Below are 17,993 nucleotides of genomic sequence, written 5' to 3' on the forward strand. Positions count from 1 at the left end.
TTTAATTTATTTGCTGCAAATAAGGCTACCAGCGCCGCCCGTGAACCTTGTCGCATACCGGCGATGCGTTAAATGACGCGACGGAACGCTACCAGCTCAGGACGGGCGATACGCAGATAATCGTCGGTATTCATAATGATCGATTTTTCCAGCAGGCCGGCATTAAAGGCTATCTCTGTAAAACGTTCGAACAGCAACGGGTCGGCGACCAGTTTTAGCTTAGGGTTGAAGCTAAACGGCGGAATGGCGCCGAATACGCAGGCGGTAAGGGCATCGACTTCTGCCGGGCTGGCGAGTGACGCTTTACTGCCGCCAATATGCTGCGCCAGGCGGGATAAATCGGCCTGCTGATCGGCGGCAAGGATAGCCAGCACGTGCTGGTTTATCCCATTACCTTTCACTTTACAGACCAGCGCTTTGGCGCCCTGTCCCAGCGCGGTACCGCGGATTGCAGATACGGCTTCACATTTACCAACGGCTTCATGTTCCATAACCCGGTAGCGAGCCTGTTGCCGATCAAGGAGGCGACATAACCGCTGGTGTATGTCTGCGGTCTCTGGCGATTGCATGTTGCGATAGTTCCTCTACAGAAAAGGCAAAGCTTAACCCCGCGCGATGGCAATGAAAACTTATCTGCGAAGGTCGGGGCTTTTTTTCTGCTTTTTGTTCATATACAGGCGCGCATCGGCAGCTTTCATTGCGTCGCTGAGTGATTGTTCTGGCGCGAGATGTTCCCCGCCCCAGGAAAAATCGACGCGCTGTTGATGGTCATGAATCGCCAGATATTGCCGGATCTTCGCCGGGATATTTTCCGCTTCATCGTGCGGATAATCGATCAGAATTAGAAAGAACTCATCGCCTCCTAAGCGCACGCCATAATCGCTGCTACGAATGGAAGCGGAAATAGCCCGCGCCAGAAGAATAATCGCTTCGTCGCCGGCGTTATGCCCCCAGGTATCGTTGATCTTTTTCAGTCCATCGCAGTCAAGCGCTATCGTTACCACGTTAACCCCTTGCGCGGTAAGCCGTTGCAGGCGCGACTCCAGCATCGGGGTAAGGATCTTACGATTATAAAGGCCGGTCATGGTATCGCTGATATTCTCTTTCGATACCGAGTTATAAAGGCGGAAATGAACCCGCACCAGATGCAGTAACGCGGCGGTAGAGAGTAAATAAAACAGGAAGAGTTTCCACGAACTGAGCAGAAAATACATAATATCAAGAGATAAGCTTATCCGTAAGTTTTCTGCCACCTGATGGGTGTAATGGGCGTAATTCAACAGATGTGTTTTACTATGATGTACCTCAATGAGGGCGCCGGTATCGGAATCCTTCAAGGTAATATCCAGATAGCGCCACACTAAAGGCCGGTCGCTGGTATATAACAACGCCTCAATCTCTTGCGCGGTCACATCGACCATCACTACGCCTTTTAGCTTATCCTTGAAATACACCGGCGTTAAAAACGATAAAATATTCTTTCCCGTCATCGCATCAACATACACGGTTGAGATGAGCGAGCGACCCTGTTCTAAACCATCGAGGCTGGCCTGGCTAATACCCAGTTTACTGTCCTGAAGAAAATTCCAGTTCTGTATCGGATTGCTTTTAATTCTGACGGGTGCATAAAAATAGATATATTTATTTACCAGATCTATGTAATAGCGAAAGCGTTTTTCTGATTTGAGCGTCGCAGGAACCTCTGGCTGCCAGCTATCATTCCTGGCAACCGCGCGATCGAATGCCTGGAGCGCAGGAATATCGCCACGCCACTTGCCGCAGTCGGCATGCGCGGCGCTTAGCGTGCCATGCAGTTGGGGATAGGTATATCCGGCGATATTCAAACCACTGACATCCCCGTTGTGTTGTACGCTATTGCAGACCTGCTCTAGCTCCGTTTGATTTGGGGGAGTATCCAGTTTGCGCAGAAATTGAGAGATGATGAGTTGATTCTGATACTTATCATAGAGAAAGGTCGATTCTCCTTTTTCTATGATGTATCGCATATAGCCTGACATATCGCGATGGGTAGCGATTAATTCGTATACAAGAAATGAAGACGTCAACACCACAACGCCTGCGGAAATAACATGTCGCAGTAATTTATTCTGTAATTTCATGATGTTTGGATTCGTCTTACCCGTTTAGCTGATTTTATCATAGTGGATAAACAGGCTACCAGAGCGTGGGTGAACGAACGGCTGGTCAGATTAACTATGCTGACAGATAGTGTAGGTGTGGAGAACGAGGCAGGGCAGACTAACTAAAATGCGGCACTCTTCATGACGCGTGTCTGAAGAGTGCGCAGGACTGGCCAAAGGCCACTCATGAGGCGGCGGAGGCAAACATTTTGCTTCCGGCGACTTGTGACATGACAGGCTGATAAACATCGATAGATTCGATATTGTCAAAAGTCACCATGTCGGATTTGCAAAAAATGCATTTCGCGCCGAAGGGGTTTTTTTCGCTCACATCAAAATGTGAGGTTCTGTACTGTGACCCATGGCAGCACGGGCATCGGAAATGAATATTGTTAATCATAATTTTATCCTTTTATATTATTATGTTTTTTTTACATTTTGTCACTGACCCACAGATGAATATGTAAATTTCTGATGGGCTGAACTGCAAAACGGAAATATCGTTTGCGTTACTACTAAAAATAGCATGCCTGACAAATTATGTTATCAATTTATGCCATTTTGTGTTGATTTGAATGAGATGCTTCTTATTTATCTACTCAGGTCAAGGCCGTCATCGTTATCGTAAATCAGAAGTTCGCATCAAATTCAGCCAGCGTTTAACCGTCTTACTAAGCCATTACTCTTATTAGTCATCTTCTATCCAGTTTTTAATGTATCAAAGCATACAGGATTTGATTTGCAGAAGAATCTTAATACTATTGGAGAGACTCAGGAAAGGTGGTATCAGCGATAGCGCCTGGAGGTGTGAGTAACTGCTTGGGTAATATCTTTGTGTCTTTCAAATCGACGTAACCATTAACGCATAGTAGAAAAAATAGTGCAACCTTTATTTTAGCCGTCCGGAGACCCGATGCGTAAAGGATTAATTCGGCAATTATCAAAATGTAAATGTACGGAGCCAGAATCTGCCTGGCAATGTGTTTTCGTGACAGATAAATCAGCCAGAATGGGTATTTATCTGGCTGATTTATGAGACTAAGTATTACTGGTGGCGCCTTGTTTATGGAACAGCTCGCGGAAGACCGGGTAAATATCTTCCTGATCGCGAATATGCTGCATTGCAAAATTCTCAAACGTCGCCTGCAGATGCTCATACTCGCGCCACAGCGTCTGGTGGGCGCGGCGGGTGATTTCGATATAGCTGTAGTAACGAACCACCGGCAATATTTTCTTCGCCAGCAGTTCATGACACAGCGGCGAGTCGTCCGCCCAGTTATCGCCATCCGACGCCTGCGCGGCGTAAATATTCCACTGCGCCGGGTCATAGCGGGCTTTAACAACCTCATCCATCAGCTTTAAGGCGCTTGAAACGATCGTGCCGCCGGTCTCCTGGGAATAGAAAAACTCATGTTCATCCACCTCTTTCGCCTGGGTGTGGTGGCGAATATAGACCACCTCAACGTTTTTATAGGTCCGGCTGAGGAACAAATACAGCAGAATGTAAAAACGTTTCGCCATGTCTTTTGTGGACTGGTCCATTGAACCAGAAACATCCATCAGGCAGAACATCACCGCCTGACTTGAAGGCTCCGGTCGTTTCTCATAGTTTTTATAGCGTAAATCGAACGTGTCGATAAACGGCACGCGCTCAATTTTAGCCCGCAGTTCAGCAATCTCTTTACGTAGCCGCTCCTCTTCCAGCAACTGCGCTGGTTCGCTTTTGGCAATGGTATCGAGATCGTCTTCCAGCGCCCGCAGTTCGCGCCGTTTACCGGCGGTCATCGCGGTTCGCCGCGCCAGCGAATTCTGTAGCGAGCGCACCACGCTGATATTGGCCGGCACGCCGTTGGCGGTAAAACCCGCACGATGGGTTTTGAACTCGTTCAACTGGCGTTGCTGGTTTTTCTTCAGGTTGGGAAGGGCCAGATCTTCAAACAGCAGGTCAAGATATTCATCTTTGGAAATCTGAAAGACGAATTCATCCTGGCCCTCGCCATCGGCGCTGGCCTGCCCCTGACCACCGCCGCCTCCGCCGCCGCCGCCCTGAGGGCGTTCAATGCGGTCGTTCTGCACAAAGTGATCGTTGCCGGGATGGACGCGATTACGTAGCCCGCCGCGCCCCTGATGAAACATCGGCTCGTTAATATCGTCCGTCGGAATAGAGACGGACTCACCGCTGTCGATATCGGTCACCGAACGTTTATTGATGGCTTCGGAGATCGACTGCTTTATCTGCGCCTTGTAACGGCGCAGAAAGCGCTGACGATTGACAGCGCTTTTGTTCTTCCCGTTCAGGCGTCGGTCTATGAACCAGGTCATATGCCCTCCTGTACTGCATTTGCCAACTGTACCCAGATGTTGATTAGGGTAGATGTCTTTCGTTATACGAGCCGTGGTGCTGAAACCCGGCAGCCGCGGCTACCGGGTTTGTCGCTATCAGGACGATTTACGTACCCGCAGGTACCATTCGCACAGCAGGCGCACCTGTTTACGGGTATAGCCTTTTTCCATCATGCGATCGACAAAGTCGTCGTGTTTTTTCTGCTCGTCGGTAGACGTTTTGGCATTGAACGAAATGACCGGCAACAGCTCCTCGGTATTGGAGAACATTTTCTTCTCAATAACCGTGCGCAGTTTTTCATAGCTGGTCCAGTTCGGATTACGTCCGCTGTTATTCGCTCTGGCGCGCAGCACGAAGTTGACGATTTCATTACGGAAATCTTTCGGGTTGCTGATCCCCGCAGGCTTCTCGATTTTCTCCAGTTCCGAATTCAGCGATTCACGGTCGAACAATTGCCCGGTATCCGGATCGCGGTACTCCTGATCCTGAATCCAGAAATCCGCATAAGTGACATATCTGTCAAAAATGTTCTGTCCATATTCGGAATAAGACTCAAGATACGCCGTCTGGATCTCTTTGCCGATAAACTCGGCGTATTTCGGGATCAGATAGCCTTTAAGGAATTCCAGATAACGTTCGGCCTGCTCTTGCGGGAACTGTTCGCGTTCGATTTGCTGTTCCAGGACGTAGAACAGATGGACCGGGTTGGCCGCCACTTCGGCATGATCGAAGTTAAACACCCTTGAGAGAATTTTAAAGGCAAAACGGGTAGAGAGACCGTTCATCCCTTCGTCGACGCCGGCGTAATCGCGATACTCCTGGTAGGATTTCGCTTTCGGGTCGGTATCTTTCAGGCTTTCGCCGTCATAGACGCGCATCTTCGAGTAGATGCTCGAGTTTTCCGGCTCTTTCAGGCGCGACAGAATAGAGAAGCGCGACAGCGTTTCAAGCGTTCCTGGGGCGCATGGCGCATGGGTCAGTTCACTGTTATTCAACAGTTTTTCATAAATACGGATCTCTTCCGAGATGCGCAGGCAATAAGGCACTTTGACGATATAGACACGGTCAAGGAACGCCTCGTTGTTTTTGTTATTACGGAAGGTTACCCACTCGGATTCGTTGGAGTGCGCGAGGATAATGCCGTTGAACGGCAGGGCGGAGATCCCCTCGGTACCGTTATAGTTGCCTTCCTGGGTCGCCGTCAGCAGTGGGTGCAGTACCTTAATCGGCGCTTTAAACATCTCGACGAATTCCATGATCCCCTGGTTGGCGCGGCACAGCGCGCCGGAGTAACCATAGGCATCCGGGTCGTTTTGCGCATAGTGTTCCAGTTTGCGGATATCCACTTTCCCCACCAGCGCCGAAATGTCCTGGTTATTTTCATCACCGGGTTCCGTTTTGGCGATGGCAATCTGTTCGAGGATTGACGGCCACACTTTCACGACGCGGAATTTAGTGATATCGCCGCCGAACTCGTGCAGGCGTTTCGCCGCCCATGGCGACATAATTGTGCCGAGATAACGGTTAGGAATACCGTATTCTTTGTTGAGGATCTGCGCGTCCTCCTGCGGGTTAAACAGGCACAGCGGATGATCGTTGACCGGGCTGCGTTCGCCGTTGGCGCTCAGTACATAGATTGGCACTCGCTGCATCAGCGATTTCAGTCGTTCCGCCAGCGAGGACTTACCACCGCCGACCGGCCCCAGCAGATACAGAATCTGTTTTTTCTCTTCCAGACCCTGCGCAGCATGTTTCAGATAGGAAACAATCTGCTCGATGGCATCTTCCATACCATAAAACTCTTCAAACGCCGGATAGCGTGCAACAACCCGGTTTGAAAAGAGGCGGGACAGCCGCGGCTCCAGGGCCGTATCGACCATGACTGGTTCACCAATGGCCGTCAATAGCCGCTCAGCCGCGTTGGCATAAGCACTGCGATCTTGCCGGCAGATGGTAAGAAACTCCTGCAGTGTGAACTCTTCGTCCTTGGCAGCTTCATAGCGCTGGCGATAGTGATCGAATATATTCATGGCATGCCGTCCTTTCGTTTTTTAGCACAGGTTGAGAGCCGTTCATATGAATAGTAGGGGCCCCCGGAAGGAGCAGGCTGAACGACATCCTTCACTTCTCAGCAACCCTCGTGCCAGGTTACAGAAGCGATTTGGATAACGTGCTCTGCGACTACACCTTCTAAATTTAAGCGTAGATGCATTTAGAAAACTTGCATGCCGCTAAAACTCAATTTCAATGACATATCAATAACTCATCCGGAAACCAGGCAATTTTTCGCATATCTTGCCAAAGCCGTTCATCAATGCGTCATGAAGTTGCAAGAGGGCGGTCATCAAGCAGTGGGAAATTGTTCGGTTTAGTGTAAGAGCAAGTAAAGCATTTGAGGCATGACCTCTACGACGTTAAACTGCACGCGCTAATTATTTGACAACAGGAATATGGATCGTGACTAAAATCAAACTTCTGGCACTGGGTGTGTTCATCGCGACGTCAGCTAGCGCAGCGCACGCTGACGGGAAGTTAACGCTGGGGGCCGGCGTGGGCGTCGTCGAGCATCCTTATAAACAATATGATGCAGATGTTTATCCGGTACCTGTCATTAGTTATGAAAGTGATAATTTCTGGTTCCACGGTTTGGGTGGTGGTTACTACCTGTGGAATGATACCAACGACAAACTGTCCGTGACCGCTTACTGGTCGCCGATGTATTTCAAGCCGGGCGACAGCGACAATTCGCAGATGCGCAAGCTGGACCGCCGCAAATCCACCATGATGGCGGGTTTGAGCTACGTTCATAACACTCAGTACGGATTCCTGCGTACGACGCTTGCCGGTGATACGCTGGACAACAGCAACGGTATCACCTGGGATCTGGCCTGGCTGTACCGTTATACCAACGGCAACCTCACCCTGACGCCGGGTATTGGCGTGGAGTGGAACAGCGACAATCAAAACGAATACTACTACGGCGTCTCGAAGCATGAGTCTAATCGCAGCGGCATGCGCAGCTACGATCCTGACAGCAGCTGGAACCCGTATCTGGAGCTGGCGGCGAACTATCGTTTCCTCGGCGACTGGAGCGTTTACGGTATCGCCCGCTACACTCGTTTGTCTGACGAAATCACCGATAGCCCGATGGTGGACAAATCCTGGAGCGGCCTGATTTCGACCGGGATTACCTACTCCTTCTAACAGCGCACTACGACAGACTTTTTTGTGCATCAAAACAGGGCGTTATGCCCTGTTTTGCTATACGGTGGCGCGAAAGTGGCGAACTCCCACGACAATTCGCGTTTATGCCGGGTGGCGGCTACGCCTTATCCGGCCTACGGTCCGTGCCATTGTGAGCTTAAATCTCTATCTCGTACCTATGGTTACTGACACTGCCGGTGTTGGTGGCGACTGGCCGCCCCCTGTCGCCCCATTAAAGTAGGCCTGATAAGCGAAGCGCCATCAGGCGCACATAGGCTACCCGCTCACGCCCGACGGTTATCGGGCGTTTTCGTACAGGGTTTGCGCGTTGATTAACGCTTCACGACGCGAATGGTCTGCGCCAGGCGGGTGGGTTTCTCTTCGCTGGCTTTCTGCGGCACGGTCACGCAGCAGGTTTCGACGCAAACGAAAGTTTTGTAGCCATCATCCGGCATATCGCCCATGCTGACGGAAAGCGCCGGGCCCGGGTTCCAGGCAACGACGTTACCGTGGTGGCGATGGACCACATCGATGTTGCGCTTCAGGACATCATCATGAATCACGCTGCAGGCTTCGGCGTTCAGATAAACGCGGTCGGTACGGTCAGGGAAGGTCTGGATGCCGTCTTTCAGCACGCCTTCTTCGGCATTCAGCACTTTATCAACATAGCGATCGCCAAGGCCGCTAACTTTCACCGCCGCGATATCGCCAACGTTGAAGTAGGTGTGCAGGGCAGAAGTGGTTTCAAACTCGCCGTGGGCTTCCAGTTCGATCTCGCAGGTCTTACCCAGCTTGAAGCGCGCATACAGCGTGAAGTCGTGCGGCCAGTATTTGCGGGTTTCGTCACTGCTCTGCAGTTCGAAGGTCAGCATCACGCCGTTTTCATCTTCGTCCTGGCATTGTAGCGCCCACGGCAGGTTACGTGCGAAACCGTGCGACGGCAGCCCCTGTTGCGCTGATGGGCCGAACCACGGCCAGCAGATGGGTACGCCACCGCGCAGGGCGACGCCGCTTTTAAATGGGGTATTGTTGCTCAACCACAAAACTTCTTCTTCACCGGCCGGTTGCCAGGAGAGCAGGTGAGCGCCCTGTAGGGCGACGGAAGCTTTTACCTGCGGGTGGTCAACCACGATAAGTTCAAGATCGTCCAGCTGGCGGCGGGATAAAGCAGGAGAAAGTTGTTCAATCACCGGGAGAGCAAAAATTTTATTAATCATTACGCCATCCTCTTTCAGGCAAAAAAAAGAGCGACCGAAGCCGCTCTTATTAATTACTTGTTCATCTCAACTTATTTGGAGATGTGAGCAATCAGGTCCAGAACTTTGTTGGAGTAACCAGTTTCGTTGTCGTACCAGGAAACCAGTTTCACGAAGTTGTCGTTCAGTGCGATACCAGCTTTAGCATCGAACACGGAAGTGCAAACTTCGCCGTTGAAATCGGTAGATACAACGTCGTCTTCGGTGTAACCCAGAACGCCTTTCATTGCGCCTTCAGAAGCCGCTTTGATTGCTTTCTTGATTTCTTCGTAGGACGCTGCTTTTTCCAGACGAACGGTCAGGTCAACAACGGATACGTTCGGAGTCGGAACGCGGAACGCCATACCGGTCAGTTTGCCGTTCAGTTCTGGCAGTACTTTACCTACAGCTTTAGCAGCGCCGGTAGAGGACGGGATGATGTTCTGAGCTGCGCCGCGGCCGCCGCGCCAGTCTTTGTGAGACGGGCCATCAACGGTTTTCTGAGTTGCGGTGGTAGCGTGAACGGTGGTCATCAGGCCTTCAACGATACCGAAGTTGTCGTTGATAACTTTAGCCAGCGGAGCCAGGCAGTTAGTGGTGCAGGATGCGTTAGAAACGATGTCCTGGCCTGCGTAAGTGTCGAAGTTAGCGCCGCGAACGAACATCGGAGTGTTGTCTTTGGACGGGCCAGTCAGAACGACTTTTTTCGCGCCAGCGGTGATGTGTTTACGAGCGGTTTCGTCGGTCAGGAAGATACCGGTTGCTTCAGCAACAACGTCAACACCAACTTCGTCCCATTTCAGGTTAGCCGGGTCACGTTCAGCGGTAACACGGATTTTTTTACCGTTAACGACCAGATGACCGTCTTTCACTTCAACGGTGCCGTCGAAACGACCGTGAGTGGAGTCATACTTCAGCATGTAAGCCATGTACTCTGCGTCTAACAGGTCGTTGATTGCAACGATCTCGATGTCAGAACGTTTCTGAGCAGCACGGAAAACAATGCGACCGATACGGCCAAAACCGTTGATACCTACTTTGATAGTCATATATTCCACCAGCTATTTGTTAGTGAATAAAAGGTTGCCTGTAAAATTACAAAAACCTTACGCAGCGTCAAGCGGAATCGTGTCAATCATTGCGACAAATCAATCCTGAGCAGACCTTTGCGCGATTGATTTGCCTCACTCTCCCTTTGAGCCCAATTCCATATGGGGACTGCGTCCGGAATTTTAAAGGTCATATAAGATAAAAATGTGATTAGTATCACAATTATCTGGCTGCCTGATGGCATCGGATAAGTTTAGAACAAAAGTACAGGTTTCATTGTTAATGTTTTGTTAGAATCGACGGGTAAAGTTGCCCTTTCAAAGCGAGAAGTAATCACATGGCTAATAAACCATCTCCTGACGAGCTCAAACAAGAATTGAGCGAGATGCAGTTTTATGTGACGCAGAATCACGGTACCGAACCGCCGTTTACCGGTCGGTTGCTGCATAACAAAAAAGACGGCATCTACCACTGCCTGGTCTGCGATGCGCCGCTGTTTCACTCACAATCCAAGTATGACTCCGGCTGTGGCTGGCCGAGCTTCTATGAGCCGGTGAGCGACGACGCGATTCGTTATCTCAATGATTACTCCCACGGTATGCAGCGTACGGAAATTCGCTGTGGCAATTGCGATGCGCACCTGGGGCATGTCTTCCCGGATGGCCCGCAGCCGACCGGCGAGCGTTTTTGCGTCAATTCGGCCTCATTAAGCTTCACCGATGACCAAAACGGCGAGCGAACTAAAGGCTAAGAAACGATTCAGCAAATTATTCCAAGTCGGATGAGCAGAAGATGGATATCGAGCAAATTATTGCCAGTATGACGCCGGAACTGTACCAACGTTTAGCCACCGCGGTGGAGTTAGGAAAATGGCCGGACGGCGTTGCGCTGACCCCGGAACAAAAAGAAAACAGCATGCAGCTGGTGATGTTGTGGCAGGCGCGCAACAACACGGATGCGCAGCATATGACCATCGACACCAACGGTCAGATGGTGATGAAGAGCAAACAGCAATTGAAAGAGGATTTCGGAATCGTGCCGAAGCCGATTGCGACGTTCAAACCGCAGTAATCTGCTGCACTGAGCGCCCGGTTTAACCGGGCGGCTCTTTAAGTCACCCCGGTCGCGTCGTGCTTCCGGGGCTCGCGCTTTACTGCGTCTTGATACCTAGCGACTCGGCCAACTGTCGGGCAAGCTGGTTTTTATCATCTGCGCCATATTCCCAGAACATGCCGCCCGCTAACCCTTTGCTCTTGATGTAATCGGCTTTGATCGCCACCGAACGAGGGTTCTCGTAGGACAGGGCGAATAGCGCTTTGCCATCGGCTGATTTTACCGATAACCACGGCACCTTCGCTTCGTCATCCCAATGTTCAGTAAAGCGTTTCTGCGGATCGTTTAGTAGTTTGGCGACAATATCGTTGTATTTCACATAGGTATCTTTCCTCAGGTCATAACCCAGCGATTTAAACAACTCGATTTGCTGCGCCCCGAAGTAAGGTTGAGTGGCCGGGTTTTTCTGCGCATCCGGCTTACTCCAGTCGATGCCTGGCTCGACGGCACGTTTCGGTACCCGGCCATAGAAACCAATACCGAGATTCATTTGGCTGGGTTTGAGACCAGCAGCCAGATAGTTATTAACCACAAAATCGGCGCTGTATTTATCCGCTGCGGCCGCCGTCGGCCAGTGGCGGGAGTCATACAGATTGGAGTTGAAATATTGCGTGCCGTAGGCCATGTCGTAGGTCATCAGATTGATGTAATCCAGCTGCGGGGCGACCGCTTTCACGTCGACCCAGCTTTTTGGACTTTCAACATTAGCGCCCACGGCGATGGTCACCAGTTTCTTAGTGCCAACGGCGGCACGCAGTTCTTTAAGCAACGCGGTAAAGTTATCGCGATCCGCCGGTTGGCTAGCCACTAATCCCCAGGCGCCGTTAACCGGAAATTCCCAGTCAAGATCGATGCCATCAAGGCCATACTGGTTAATGACCTGCTGAACCGAACGAATAAACACCGCCCGGCTTTCCGGCGTGGCCGCCGCGCCGGAAAATCCACGCGCGCCCCAGCCGCCGACGGAGAGCAGGACTTTTAGATCCGGGTTTTGCTGACGTAGCGCCGGCAGTTTTTGTAAATCCGCCTGTACTTTCGGCGACAGCCAGATTTGATGGAGATGGTCAGGATCTTTCAGCGCGTCGTTGGTCTCGTCTTTTTCATCGTTGTAGATAAGGCCGAACGAGTAGTTAAGATGGGTTATTTGTCGGACATCAAGCGTGTCGATATCGCCGCCGGGGCCTGCGGTGACGTCGCCGCCGCCGTTAAAGTAGCCGACCGACATGTAAGATTGCGCGGAAACGACAGAGGCGCAGAGCAGGGGTAATGCTGCCAGCAAGGGCAAAAGTTTCATCGGAGTTCCTCTTTGACAATAATAAAAATGCACACGCCACGGAAATGGCGTGGCGAAAAAACAGCCTGCCCACAGTATCAGCCCTTATCCGGGGAAACTGCGAGACAGCTCAATTTATCGAGGTCAACGAGGCGGTAAATACCGCCCGGCGTGAGGCACGCCGGGCGAGACGTCAGGGCTGAGTTTCCAGCCAGTCATCGAGGGTGTAGAGCGTGGCTCCGGCGGCGGCCATGTCCATAAAGGCAACGGCGCTGTCCTGCGGCTGCAGGTTGACACCGCGACAGCCGTCGGTGATAACGTTAACGGTGTAGCCCAAATCCAGCGCATCGAGCACGGTAAATTTAACGCAGTAATCCGTCGCGAGGCCAAGAATGTTCAGCTCCGTCACGCCGTGCGCGCGTAGCCAGCCATCCAGTTCGGTTTTCTGCCGGTGACCGTTGTCGAAAAACGCGCTGTAGCTGTCGATTGCCGGGTTTTGCCCTTTATGAAACACGGCGTTGATGGCCTGCTGTTTCAGTAACGGGTGCAGCGCGGCGCCATCGCTATGCTGCACGCAGTGATCGGGCCAGAAAGTCTGCGGCAGGCCATCAAGCTCGCCCTGGGCATAGGGTTCTGCCTGATGCTGGCTGGCAAAGCTGCCGTGGTTGGCCGGATGCCAGTCCTGGCTTGCGATGATGGCGTCGCCGCGCGCCAGGCTCCAGTCGATCAGCTGATTTGCGATATCAATGGTGCTATCGCCTTCGGGGACGGCTAGCGCGCCGCCGGCGCAGAAATCGTTTTGCAGGTCGACCAATAGCAGTGCGCGGTGGCTCATAGCATGCTCCTTATTCATCGGGGGTCAGCTCGCCGCGCAGGTTTTGCTGCATGGCGTTTCGAATGGCCGCACCATCAAGGTTCTGACTGAGCAGATAGTGTAGCTTGGTCAGCGTCGCTTCCACGGTCATATCAAAACCGCTAATGACACCGGCCTGCGCCAGTGCGTTGCCGGTGGCGTAGCCGCCCATATTCACCTTACCCGACATGCATTGCGTCAGATTCACCACCACGATACCGCGCTGGCTGGCTTCCGCCAGGACCTGAATAAACTCGCCGTTCTGCGGCGCATTGCCTACGCCATAAGAGCGCAGGATCAGCGCTTTCACCGGCTGACGCAGGAAGTTACGCACCACATCGGCAGAAATCCCCGGATAGATGGTGACCACGCCGATCGGCTGCGGCGTAATCGGGTGAACGATCAGCTCGCCATTTCCGTGCGGCGCCGGCGGGGTACCGAGACGGCGGATATGGATGCCGGCCTCCAGCAGTGGCGCGAGGTTTGGCGAAGCAAAGGCATCAAAACCGTCTGCGTGGGCCTTAGTCGTGCGGTTGCCGCGATACAAACGATTATTGAAGAACAGCGAAACTTCGTTGATGGGATAGTTGGCGGCGACGTACAGCGCATTGAGCAAATTGATTTGCCCATCGGAACGCAGCTCGGCTAGCGGGATTTGTGACCCTGTCACAATCACCGGCTTACCTAAGTTCTCCAGCATGAACGACAGCGCCGAAGCGGTGAAGGCCATGGTATCGGTGCCGTGCAGGATAACAAAGCCATCGTATTGGTCGTAGTGGTCGCGAATATCGTCAGCGATATGCTGCCAGTCTTCCGGCGTCATATCAGACGAATCCATCAACGGCGCATATTCATGAATAGTGAAGTCCGGCATCTCCGGGCGGTGGAACTCGGGCATTAGCGCCAGCTGGCGCTGCAGGTGGCCGGAAACGGGGATATAACCGTGATCGGAGCGCTGCATACCGATGGTCCCACCGGTGTAGGCAACGTAAATCGATTTCTTTTGCATAGCATCGCTTAGGTTGGATGTGAACAGGCGCAGTATAAAGTGGCAGGCAAAAAAATAAAGCGCTAACCCTGGGAGTTGCAGAGAAGCGCTTGAATTTAATGTTGTTGAAACGCTGCCCCACGGAGGGGGCAGACGGGGGATTAACGAATATTGGCGCAGGTCAGACAGAAGGCATAGCGATTCTGCGGATCGTTAAATGCCGCCAGTTTATCGCTTTCCGTTTTCACAACGTCCGCGGCTGCCGCAACCGGCGCAGGCAGGTATGCCTGGATGGCGGCCGGCAGAGCCGCGCGCACTGAACCGGTCAGGCTATCCATCACCATCGCGAAGAACGTGGGTTCTTCCTGGTACCAGGTGATATGCCACTGTTTCAGTTTCGCCAGCTCCGCGGCTTTCGCCACCGCGTCGTCGAAATCGCCGAGGCTATCCACCAGACCGTTGGCCTTGGCGTCTTCACCGGTCCAGACGTGACCTTGCGCGATTTGGTCAATCTTCTCCGGCGTGCTCTTACGCGCGTTAGCCACCAGGGTGATAAAGCGCTTATAGCCGTTTTCGATGCTCAGCTGTATTAACTGCTGCACTTCCGGCGGCAGCGATTTGGTGGTTGAGACATCGGCCAACGGCGAGGTGGCGACGCCATCGGTATGGACGCCAATTGAACCGAGCGTATTTTCCACCGTGTTAATCACGCCAAAGATACCGATGGAGCCGGTAAGGGTGCTCGGGTTCGCCACGATGTAATCCGCAGGGGTGGAGATCCAGTAACCGCCGGATGCCGCCATGCCGCCCATTGAGACCACCACCGGTTTACCCGCCGCTTTCGCCGCCGCCAGTTCTTCGCGGATGACCTCCGAGGCGCTGACGCTGCCGCCAGGACTGTTGACGCGCAGAACGATCGCTTTGACTTTCGGATCCAGGCGCGCGTCGCGGATTTGCGCCGCGGTGGTGTCGCCGCCGACGTTACCCGGCGTTTCTTCACCATCCATGATGGCGCCGTTCGCAAAGATAACCGCTACCGCTGAACCCTGTTCAGCAGGCGCTTTGACGTTGTAATCGTAGTAGCTGATGGCGCGATAGTTGTTATCCGCTTTGCTCCAGCCAAACTGCTTAGTCAGCGCCTTTTCCACTTCCGTCGAGGTGGCCAGCTCGTCGACCAGCTTGTTATCCAGCGCGTATTTCGCGGTATCGCCATCGACTTTACGCAGGCCGTCGATCACGCCCTGAGCGCCGGGGAACAGCTGCTGCGCGGTGATCTGGCGGTTAGCGGCAATAGTGTTGAGATAGTTCTGCCACAGTTCGCCGATCCAACGGCTGTCCGCTTCACGCGCAGCCGGCGACATGTCGTCGCGAATAAACGGCTCGACGGCGGATTTGTAGGTACCGACGCGGAAAACGTGGGTCGAGACTTTCAGTTTATCCAGCAGCGATTTGTAGTACAGACCGTTGGTGGCAAAGCCGTGCAGGTCGACTTCACCCTGCGGCGAGAGCCAAATTTTATTGGCGAAGCTCGCCAGGTAGTATTGCCCCTGGGTGTAGCTGCTGCCGACGGCATATACCGGTTTACCGCTGTCGCGGAACTCGCGTAGCGCTTTACCGATGTACTGCATCGAAGGCTGATCGCCGCCGACGAAGTTTTTCAGATCCAGTACGATACCGGTGATATTACGGTCGTCTTTCGCCTGGCGAATCGTCTGTACGATATCGAACAGTGAGTTCTCCTGCAGACGATCGGAACTGGCGCCGAACAGCTGGCGACCGATGACTCCCAGTTTGCTGCTGGCGGAAGGCTTATCAACTACCACGCCGGTGATGTTCATCAGCAGCGCGCCGCGTGCGGTATGTTCCGCGGTGCTGCTGCTAAACTGCGCCCAGATGCCGACGCAAATCAGCACCAGTGCCAGGAACACCAGGTTCAGCGCGAATTGGCGAATGAAATTGAGTATTCGCCATGTCCATTTAAAAAATCCGGCAAGAAATCGCCAAAGGGTTCGCATGTATTCTCCCTAATATTTTGATGATGGGTCAGCCGCAGGGGCTGCCGCGTCTGGCTATCCTAAAGAGAGTGCCGACGCTTGTCAGCAGGAATCACCCATCGGGCTGTAACAAAATCCATGCGCATGTTAATTTTATGCAAAATGACATCACAGGAGTTACACAGATGGATGCTCTCGAACTACTGGTAAATCGCCGCAGCGCGTCGCGCCTGACCGACCCGGCTCCGGCTGGCGAACAGCTGGAAAATATCCTTCATGCGGGGATGCGCGCGCCGGATCACGGTACGTTACAGCCGTGGCGGTTCTTTATTATTGCCGATGATGGTCGCGAACGCTTTAGTCAACTGCTGGAAAAAGGGGCGATGGCCGCCGGGCAGGATGAAAAAGCCATTGAAAAAGCACGCAATGCGCCGTTTCGCGCACCGTTGATTATCGCGGTGGTCGCGCGCTGCGAAGAGCATCCGAAGGTGCCGCAGTGGGAACAGGAGATGTCCGCCGGATGCGCGGTGATGGCGATGCAAATGGCCGCAGTGGCGCAGGGCTTTAACGGTATCTGGCGTAGCGGCGCGTTAACCGAGAGTCCGGTTGTCCGCGAAGGCTTTGGCTGCCGCGAGCGGGACAAAATTGTCGGTTTCCTTTACCTCGGCACGCCGCAGTTAAAAGCAGCAACCACGTTTGCGCGACCGGATACCGCGCCGTTCGTCACGCGCTTCTGAGTCAACGCTTGTTACGCCGGGTGGCGGCTGGCGCCTTACCCGGCCTACGGGGCGTGCGGCCTGCCTTTAATTTATTCACCATGCTGGCTGAAACTACTGATGCTGGCTATCTCAAAATCCCCGGTGGCGTTGCCGCTTACCGGGGCTACAGCGCTTTGCGATTTGGTAGCCCGGAGAAGGCGCAGCGCGCCGCCTCCGGGAATGCAAAGGCGATGACGTTACTTCTGCGTTTTGGCGAATTCATCTTTGGCTTTCTGCAACTGCTGCTGGAAAGCCGGATTGGTATGCAGGGTCGCCACTACCGCCGAGCCGACAATACGCGCCGCATCGACGTCGCTCTGCCAATGATAGCCGCAGATAACCCGGCTTTCGCCCAGCTCATAGCCGCGCTTGAGAATTTCGTTTTGTCGTTGCGGGTTGATCTCCGCCAGTACCAGCGCGGTTGCCCAACCGATTGAGGTGTGACCGGAAGGATAAGAGCCGTTTTTCGACAGCTTGTCCTGCTCGGTGGTGTTACAGGTTGAGACGCCGTAGAACGCAAACGGGCGAATGCGCATATATTTTTCTTTCGCGCTGCGGGTGGCCAGATCGCCGGCATCCTCAATCATATTCGTCAGCAGCTTATGCAGCTGCGGCGCGTCTTTTTCGGTGATGGGCGAACCAAAGGCGCTGGAGAAGGCATTCGCCACGCCGCCGGCGCTAAGGTTGGCATCTTCAGCCGCCAGTTTACCGCGTTCGGTATTGCGCAGCAGTCGTCCTTTCTCATACATCGCCTGATCGTTTAAAAATGCGATACTGCCAACTTCCGGCGGCGGCGGCAGCAGCGCCAGGCTATCGATGGCCTGGGCATTTTTCAGATAATAGAGATCGGGTTTGGTTGTCGCATCGTTGCCGGCAGGGACCAGTGCGAAAGCGTTAACGGAAAACAGGCTGGCGAGGCAGAGGGCGAGAACGCGCTTTTTCATCTACATTTCCTTACGGTGTTATATGTCCAGAACAATGGTTTTGTTTTTAGTCACATTTTTGTCATCTGTAAGTAAAAGTTAAAATCACATTGAAAA

16 protein-coding genes are annotated in these 17,993 nt (G+C 53.0%); 4 read left to right on the top strand and 12 right to left on the bottom strand.

The window, feature by feature from the left end; translation table 11 throughout:
* Window positions 1–68: 68 nt before the first annotated feature.
* From ABLV66_RS10145 to yeaG, 5 genes are all read right to left on the bottom strand, one after another.
* Complete coding sequence (locus tag ABLV66_RS10145; protein ID WP_348876453.1) at window positions 69–569, bottom strand: YbaK/prolyl-tRNA synthetase associated domain-containing protein; 501 nt, start codon at window positions 567–569, stop codon at window positions 69–71.
* A 60-nt stretch (window positions 570–629) separates the two neighbouring features.
* Window positions 630–2,120: a diguanylate cyclase DgcJ gene (gene dgcJ, locus ABLV66_RS10150; protein WP_289578407.1), complete on the bottom strand. Its 1,491-nt coding sequence runs from the start codon at window positions 2,118–2,120 to the stop codon at window positions 630–632.
* 205 nt (window positions 2,121–2,325) lie between these two features.
* Window positions 2,326–2,541, bottom strand: a complete 216-nt coding sequence (ymcF, locus tag ABLV66_RS10155; protein ID WP_047077931.1) for a cold shock small protein YmcF — start codon at window positions 2,539–2,541, stop codon at window positions 2,326–2,328.
* 638 nt (window positions 2,542–3,179) lie between these two features.
* Complete coding sequence (locus ABLV66_RS10160) at window positions 3,180–4,463, bottom strand: YeaH/YhbH family protein (protein WP_015366144.1); 1,284 nt, start codon at window positions 4,461–4,463, stop codon at window positions 3,180–3,182.
* 117 nt (window positions 4,464–4,580) lie between these two features.
* Complete coding sequence (yeaG, locus tag ABLV66_RS10165) at window positions 4,581–6,515, bottom strand: protein kinase YeaG (protein WP_015366145.1); 1,935 nt, start codon at window positions 6,513–6,515, stop codon at window positions 4,581–4,583.
* A gap of 427 nt (window positions 6,516–6,942) precedes the next feature.
* On the opposite strand from yeaG, the gene ABLV66_RS10170 reads away from it, so the two are divergent.
* Complete coding sequence (locus ABLV66_RS10170) at window positions 6,943–7,689, top strand: MipA/OmpV family protein (protein WP_045393290.1); 747 nt, start codon at window positions 6,943–6,945, stop codon at window positions 7,687–7,689.
* A gap of 332 nt (window positions 7,690–8,021) precedes the next feature.
* Here ABLV66_RS10170 and ABLV66_RS10175 read toward each other — a convergent pair whose 3' ends face one another.
* A complete protein-coding gene (locus tag ABLV66_RS10175) occupies window positions 8,022–8,906 on the bottom strand; it encodes a D-hexose-6-phosphate mutarotase (RefSeq protein WP_047077932.1) in 885 nt (294 codons plus the stop codon).
* Window positions 8,907–8,977: 71 nt separating this feature from the next.
* Window positions 8,978–9,973 carry a glyceraldehyde-3-phosphate dehydrogenase gene (gapA, locus tag ABLV66_RS10180; protein WP_004203784.1) on the bottom strand — a complete coding sequence of 332 codons (996 nt, stop codon included), beginning with the start codon at window positions 9,971–9,973 and terminating at the stop codon, window positions 8,978–8,980.
* A 338-nt stretch (window positions 9,974–10,311) separates the two neighbouring features.
* On the opposite strand from gapA, the gene msrB reads away from it, so the two are divergent.
* Together msrB and ABLV66_RS10190 are read left to right on the top strand one after the other, a co-directional pair.
* Window positions 10,312–10,725 carry a peptide-methionine (R)-S-oxide reductase MsrB gene (msrB, locus tag ABLV66_RS10185; RefSeq protein ID WP_045393286.1) on the top strand — a complete coding sequence of 138 codons (414 nt, stop codon included), beginning with the start codon at window positions 10,312–10,314 and terminating at the stop codon, window positions 10,723–10,725.
* A gap of 41 nt (window positions 10,726–10,766) precedes the next feature.
* Window positions 10,767–11,045 (top strand): YeaC family protein, encoded by a 279-nt coding sequence (locus tag ABLV66_RS10190; protein ID WP_015366149.1) that lies wholly within the window; start codon window positions 10,767–10,769, stop codon window positions 11,043–11,045.
* Window positions 11,046–11,124: 79 nt separating this feature from the next.
* Here the strand turns inward: ABLV66_RS10190 and chiD are convergent, their stop codons facing one another.
* The 4 genes from chiD to sppA all read right to left on the bottom strand — a co-directional run bounded on the left by chiD (window position 11,125) and on the right by sppA (window position 16,216).
* Window positions 11,125–12,381, bottom strand: coding sequence for a chitinase ChiD (gene chiD / locus ABLV66_RS10195; RefSeq protein WP_348876451.1), 1,257 nt, complete (start codon window positions 12,379–12,381; stop codon window positions 11,125–11,127).
* Window positions 12,382–12,553: 172 nt separating this feature from the next.
* The gene (gene pncA / locus ABLV66_RS10200) at window positions 12,554–13,195 is read right to left on the bottom strand and encodes a bifunctional nicotinamidase/pyrazinamidase (RefSeq protein ID WP_045393282.1); all 642 of its coding nucleotides are present in this window, start codon (window positions 13,193–13,195) and stop codon (window positions 12,554–12,556) included.
* Window positions 13,196–13,205: 10 nt separating this feature from the next.
* Complete coding sequence (ansA, locus tag ABLV66_RS10205; protein WP_045393280.1) at window positions 13,206–14,222, bottom strand: asparaginase; 1,017 nt, start codon at window positions 14,220–14,222, stop codon at window positions 13,206–13,208.
* Between the two features lie 140 nt (window positions 14,223–14,362).
* Complete coding sequence (sppA, locus tag ABLV66_RS10210; protein ID WP_047045111.1) at window positions 14,363–16,216, bottom strand: signal peptide peptidase SppA; 1,854 nt, start codon at window positions 16,214–16,216, stop codon at window positions 14,363–14,365.
* Between the two features lie 164 nt (window positions 16,217–16,380).
* Between sppA and ABLV66_RS10215 the strand changes: the two genes are divergently transcribed.
* Window positions 16,381–16,932 (top strand): NAD(P)H nitroreductase, encoded by a 552-nt coding sequence (locus ABLV66_RS10215; protein ID WP_348876450.1) that lies wholly within the window; start codon window positions 16,381–16,383, stop codon window positions 16,930–16,932.
* 218 nt (window positions 16,933–17,150) lie between these two features.
* Here ABLV66_RS10215 and phoC read toward each other — a convergent pair whose 3' ends face one another.
* Entirely contained in the window at window positions 17,151–17,897 is a 747-nt protein-coding gene (phoC, locus tag ABLV66_RS10220; protein ID WP_015705781.1) for an acid phosphatase PhoC, read from the bottom strand.
* Window positions 17,898–17,993: the final 96 nt, after the last annotated feature.

Origin of the sequence: Klebsiella sp. CN_Kp073, from assembly GCF_040065495.2 — a bacterium.
GTDB lineage: Bacteria > Pseudomonadota > Gammaproteobacteria > Enterobacterales > Enterobacteriaceae > Klebsiella > Klebsiella aerogenes.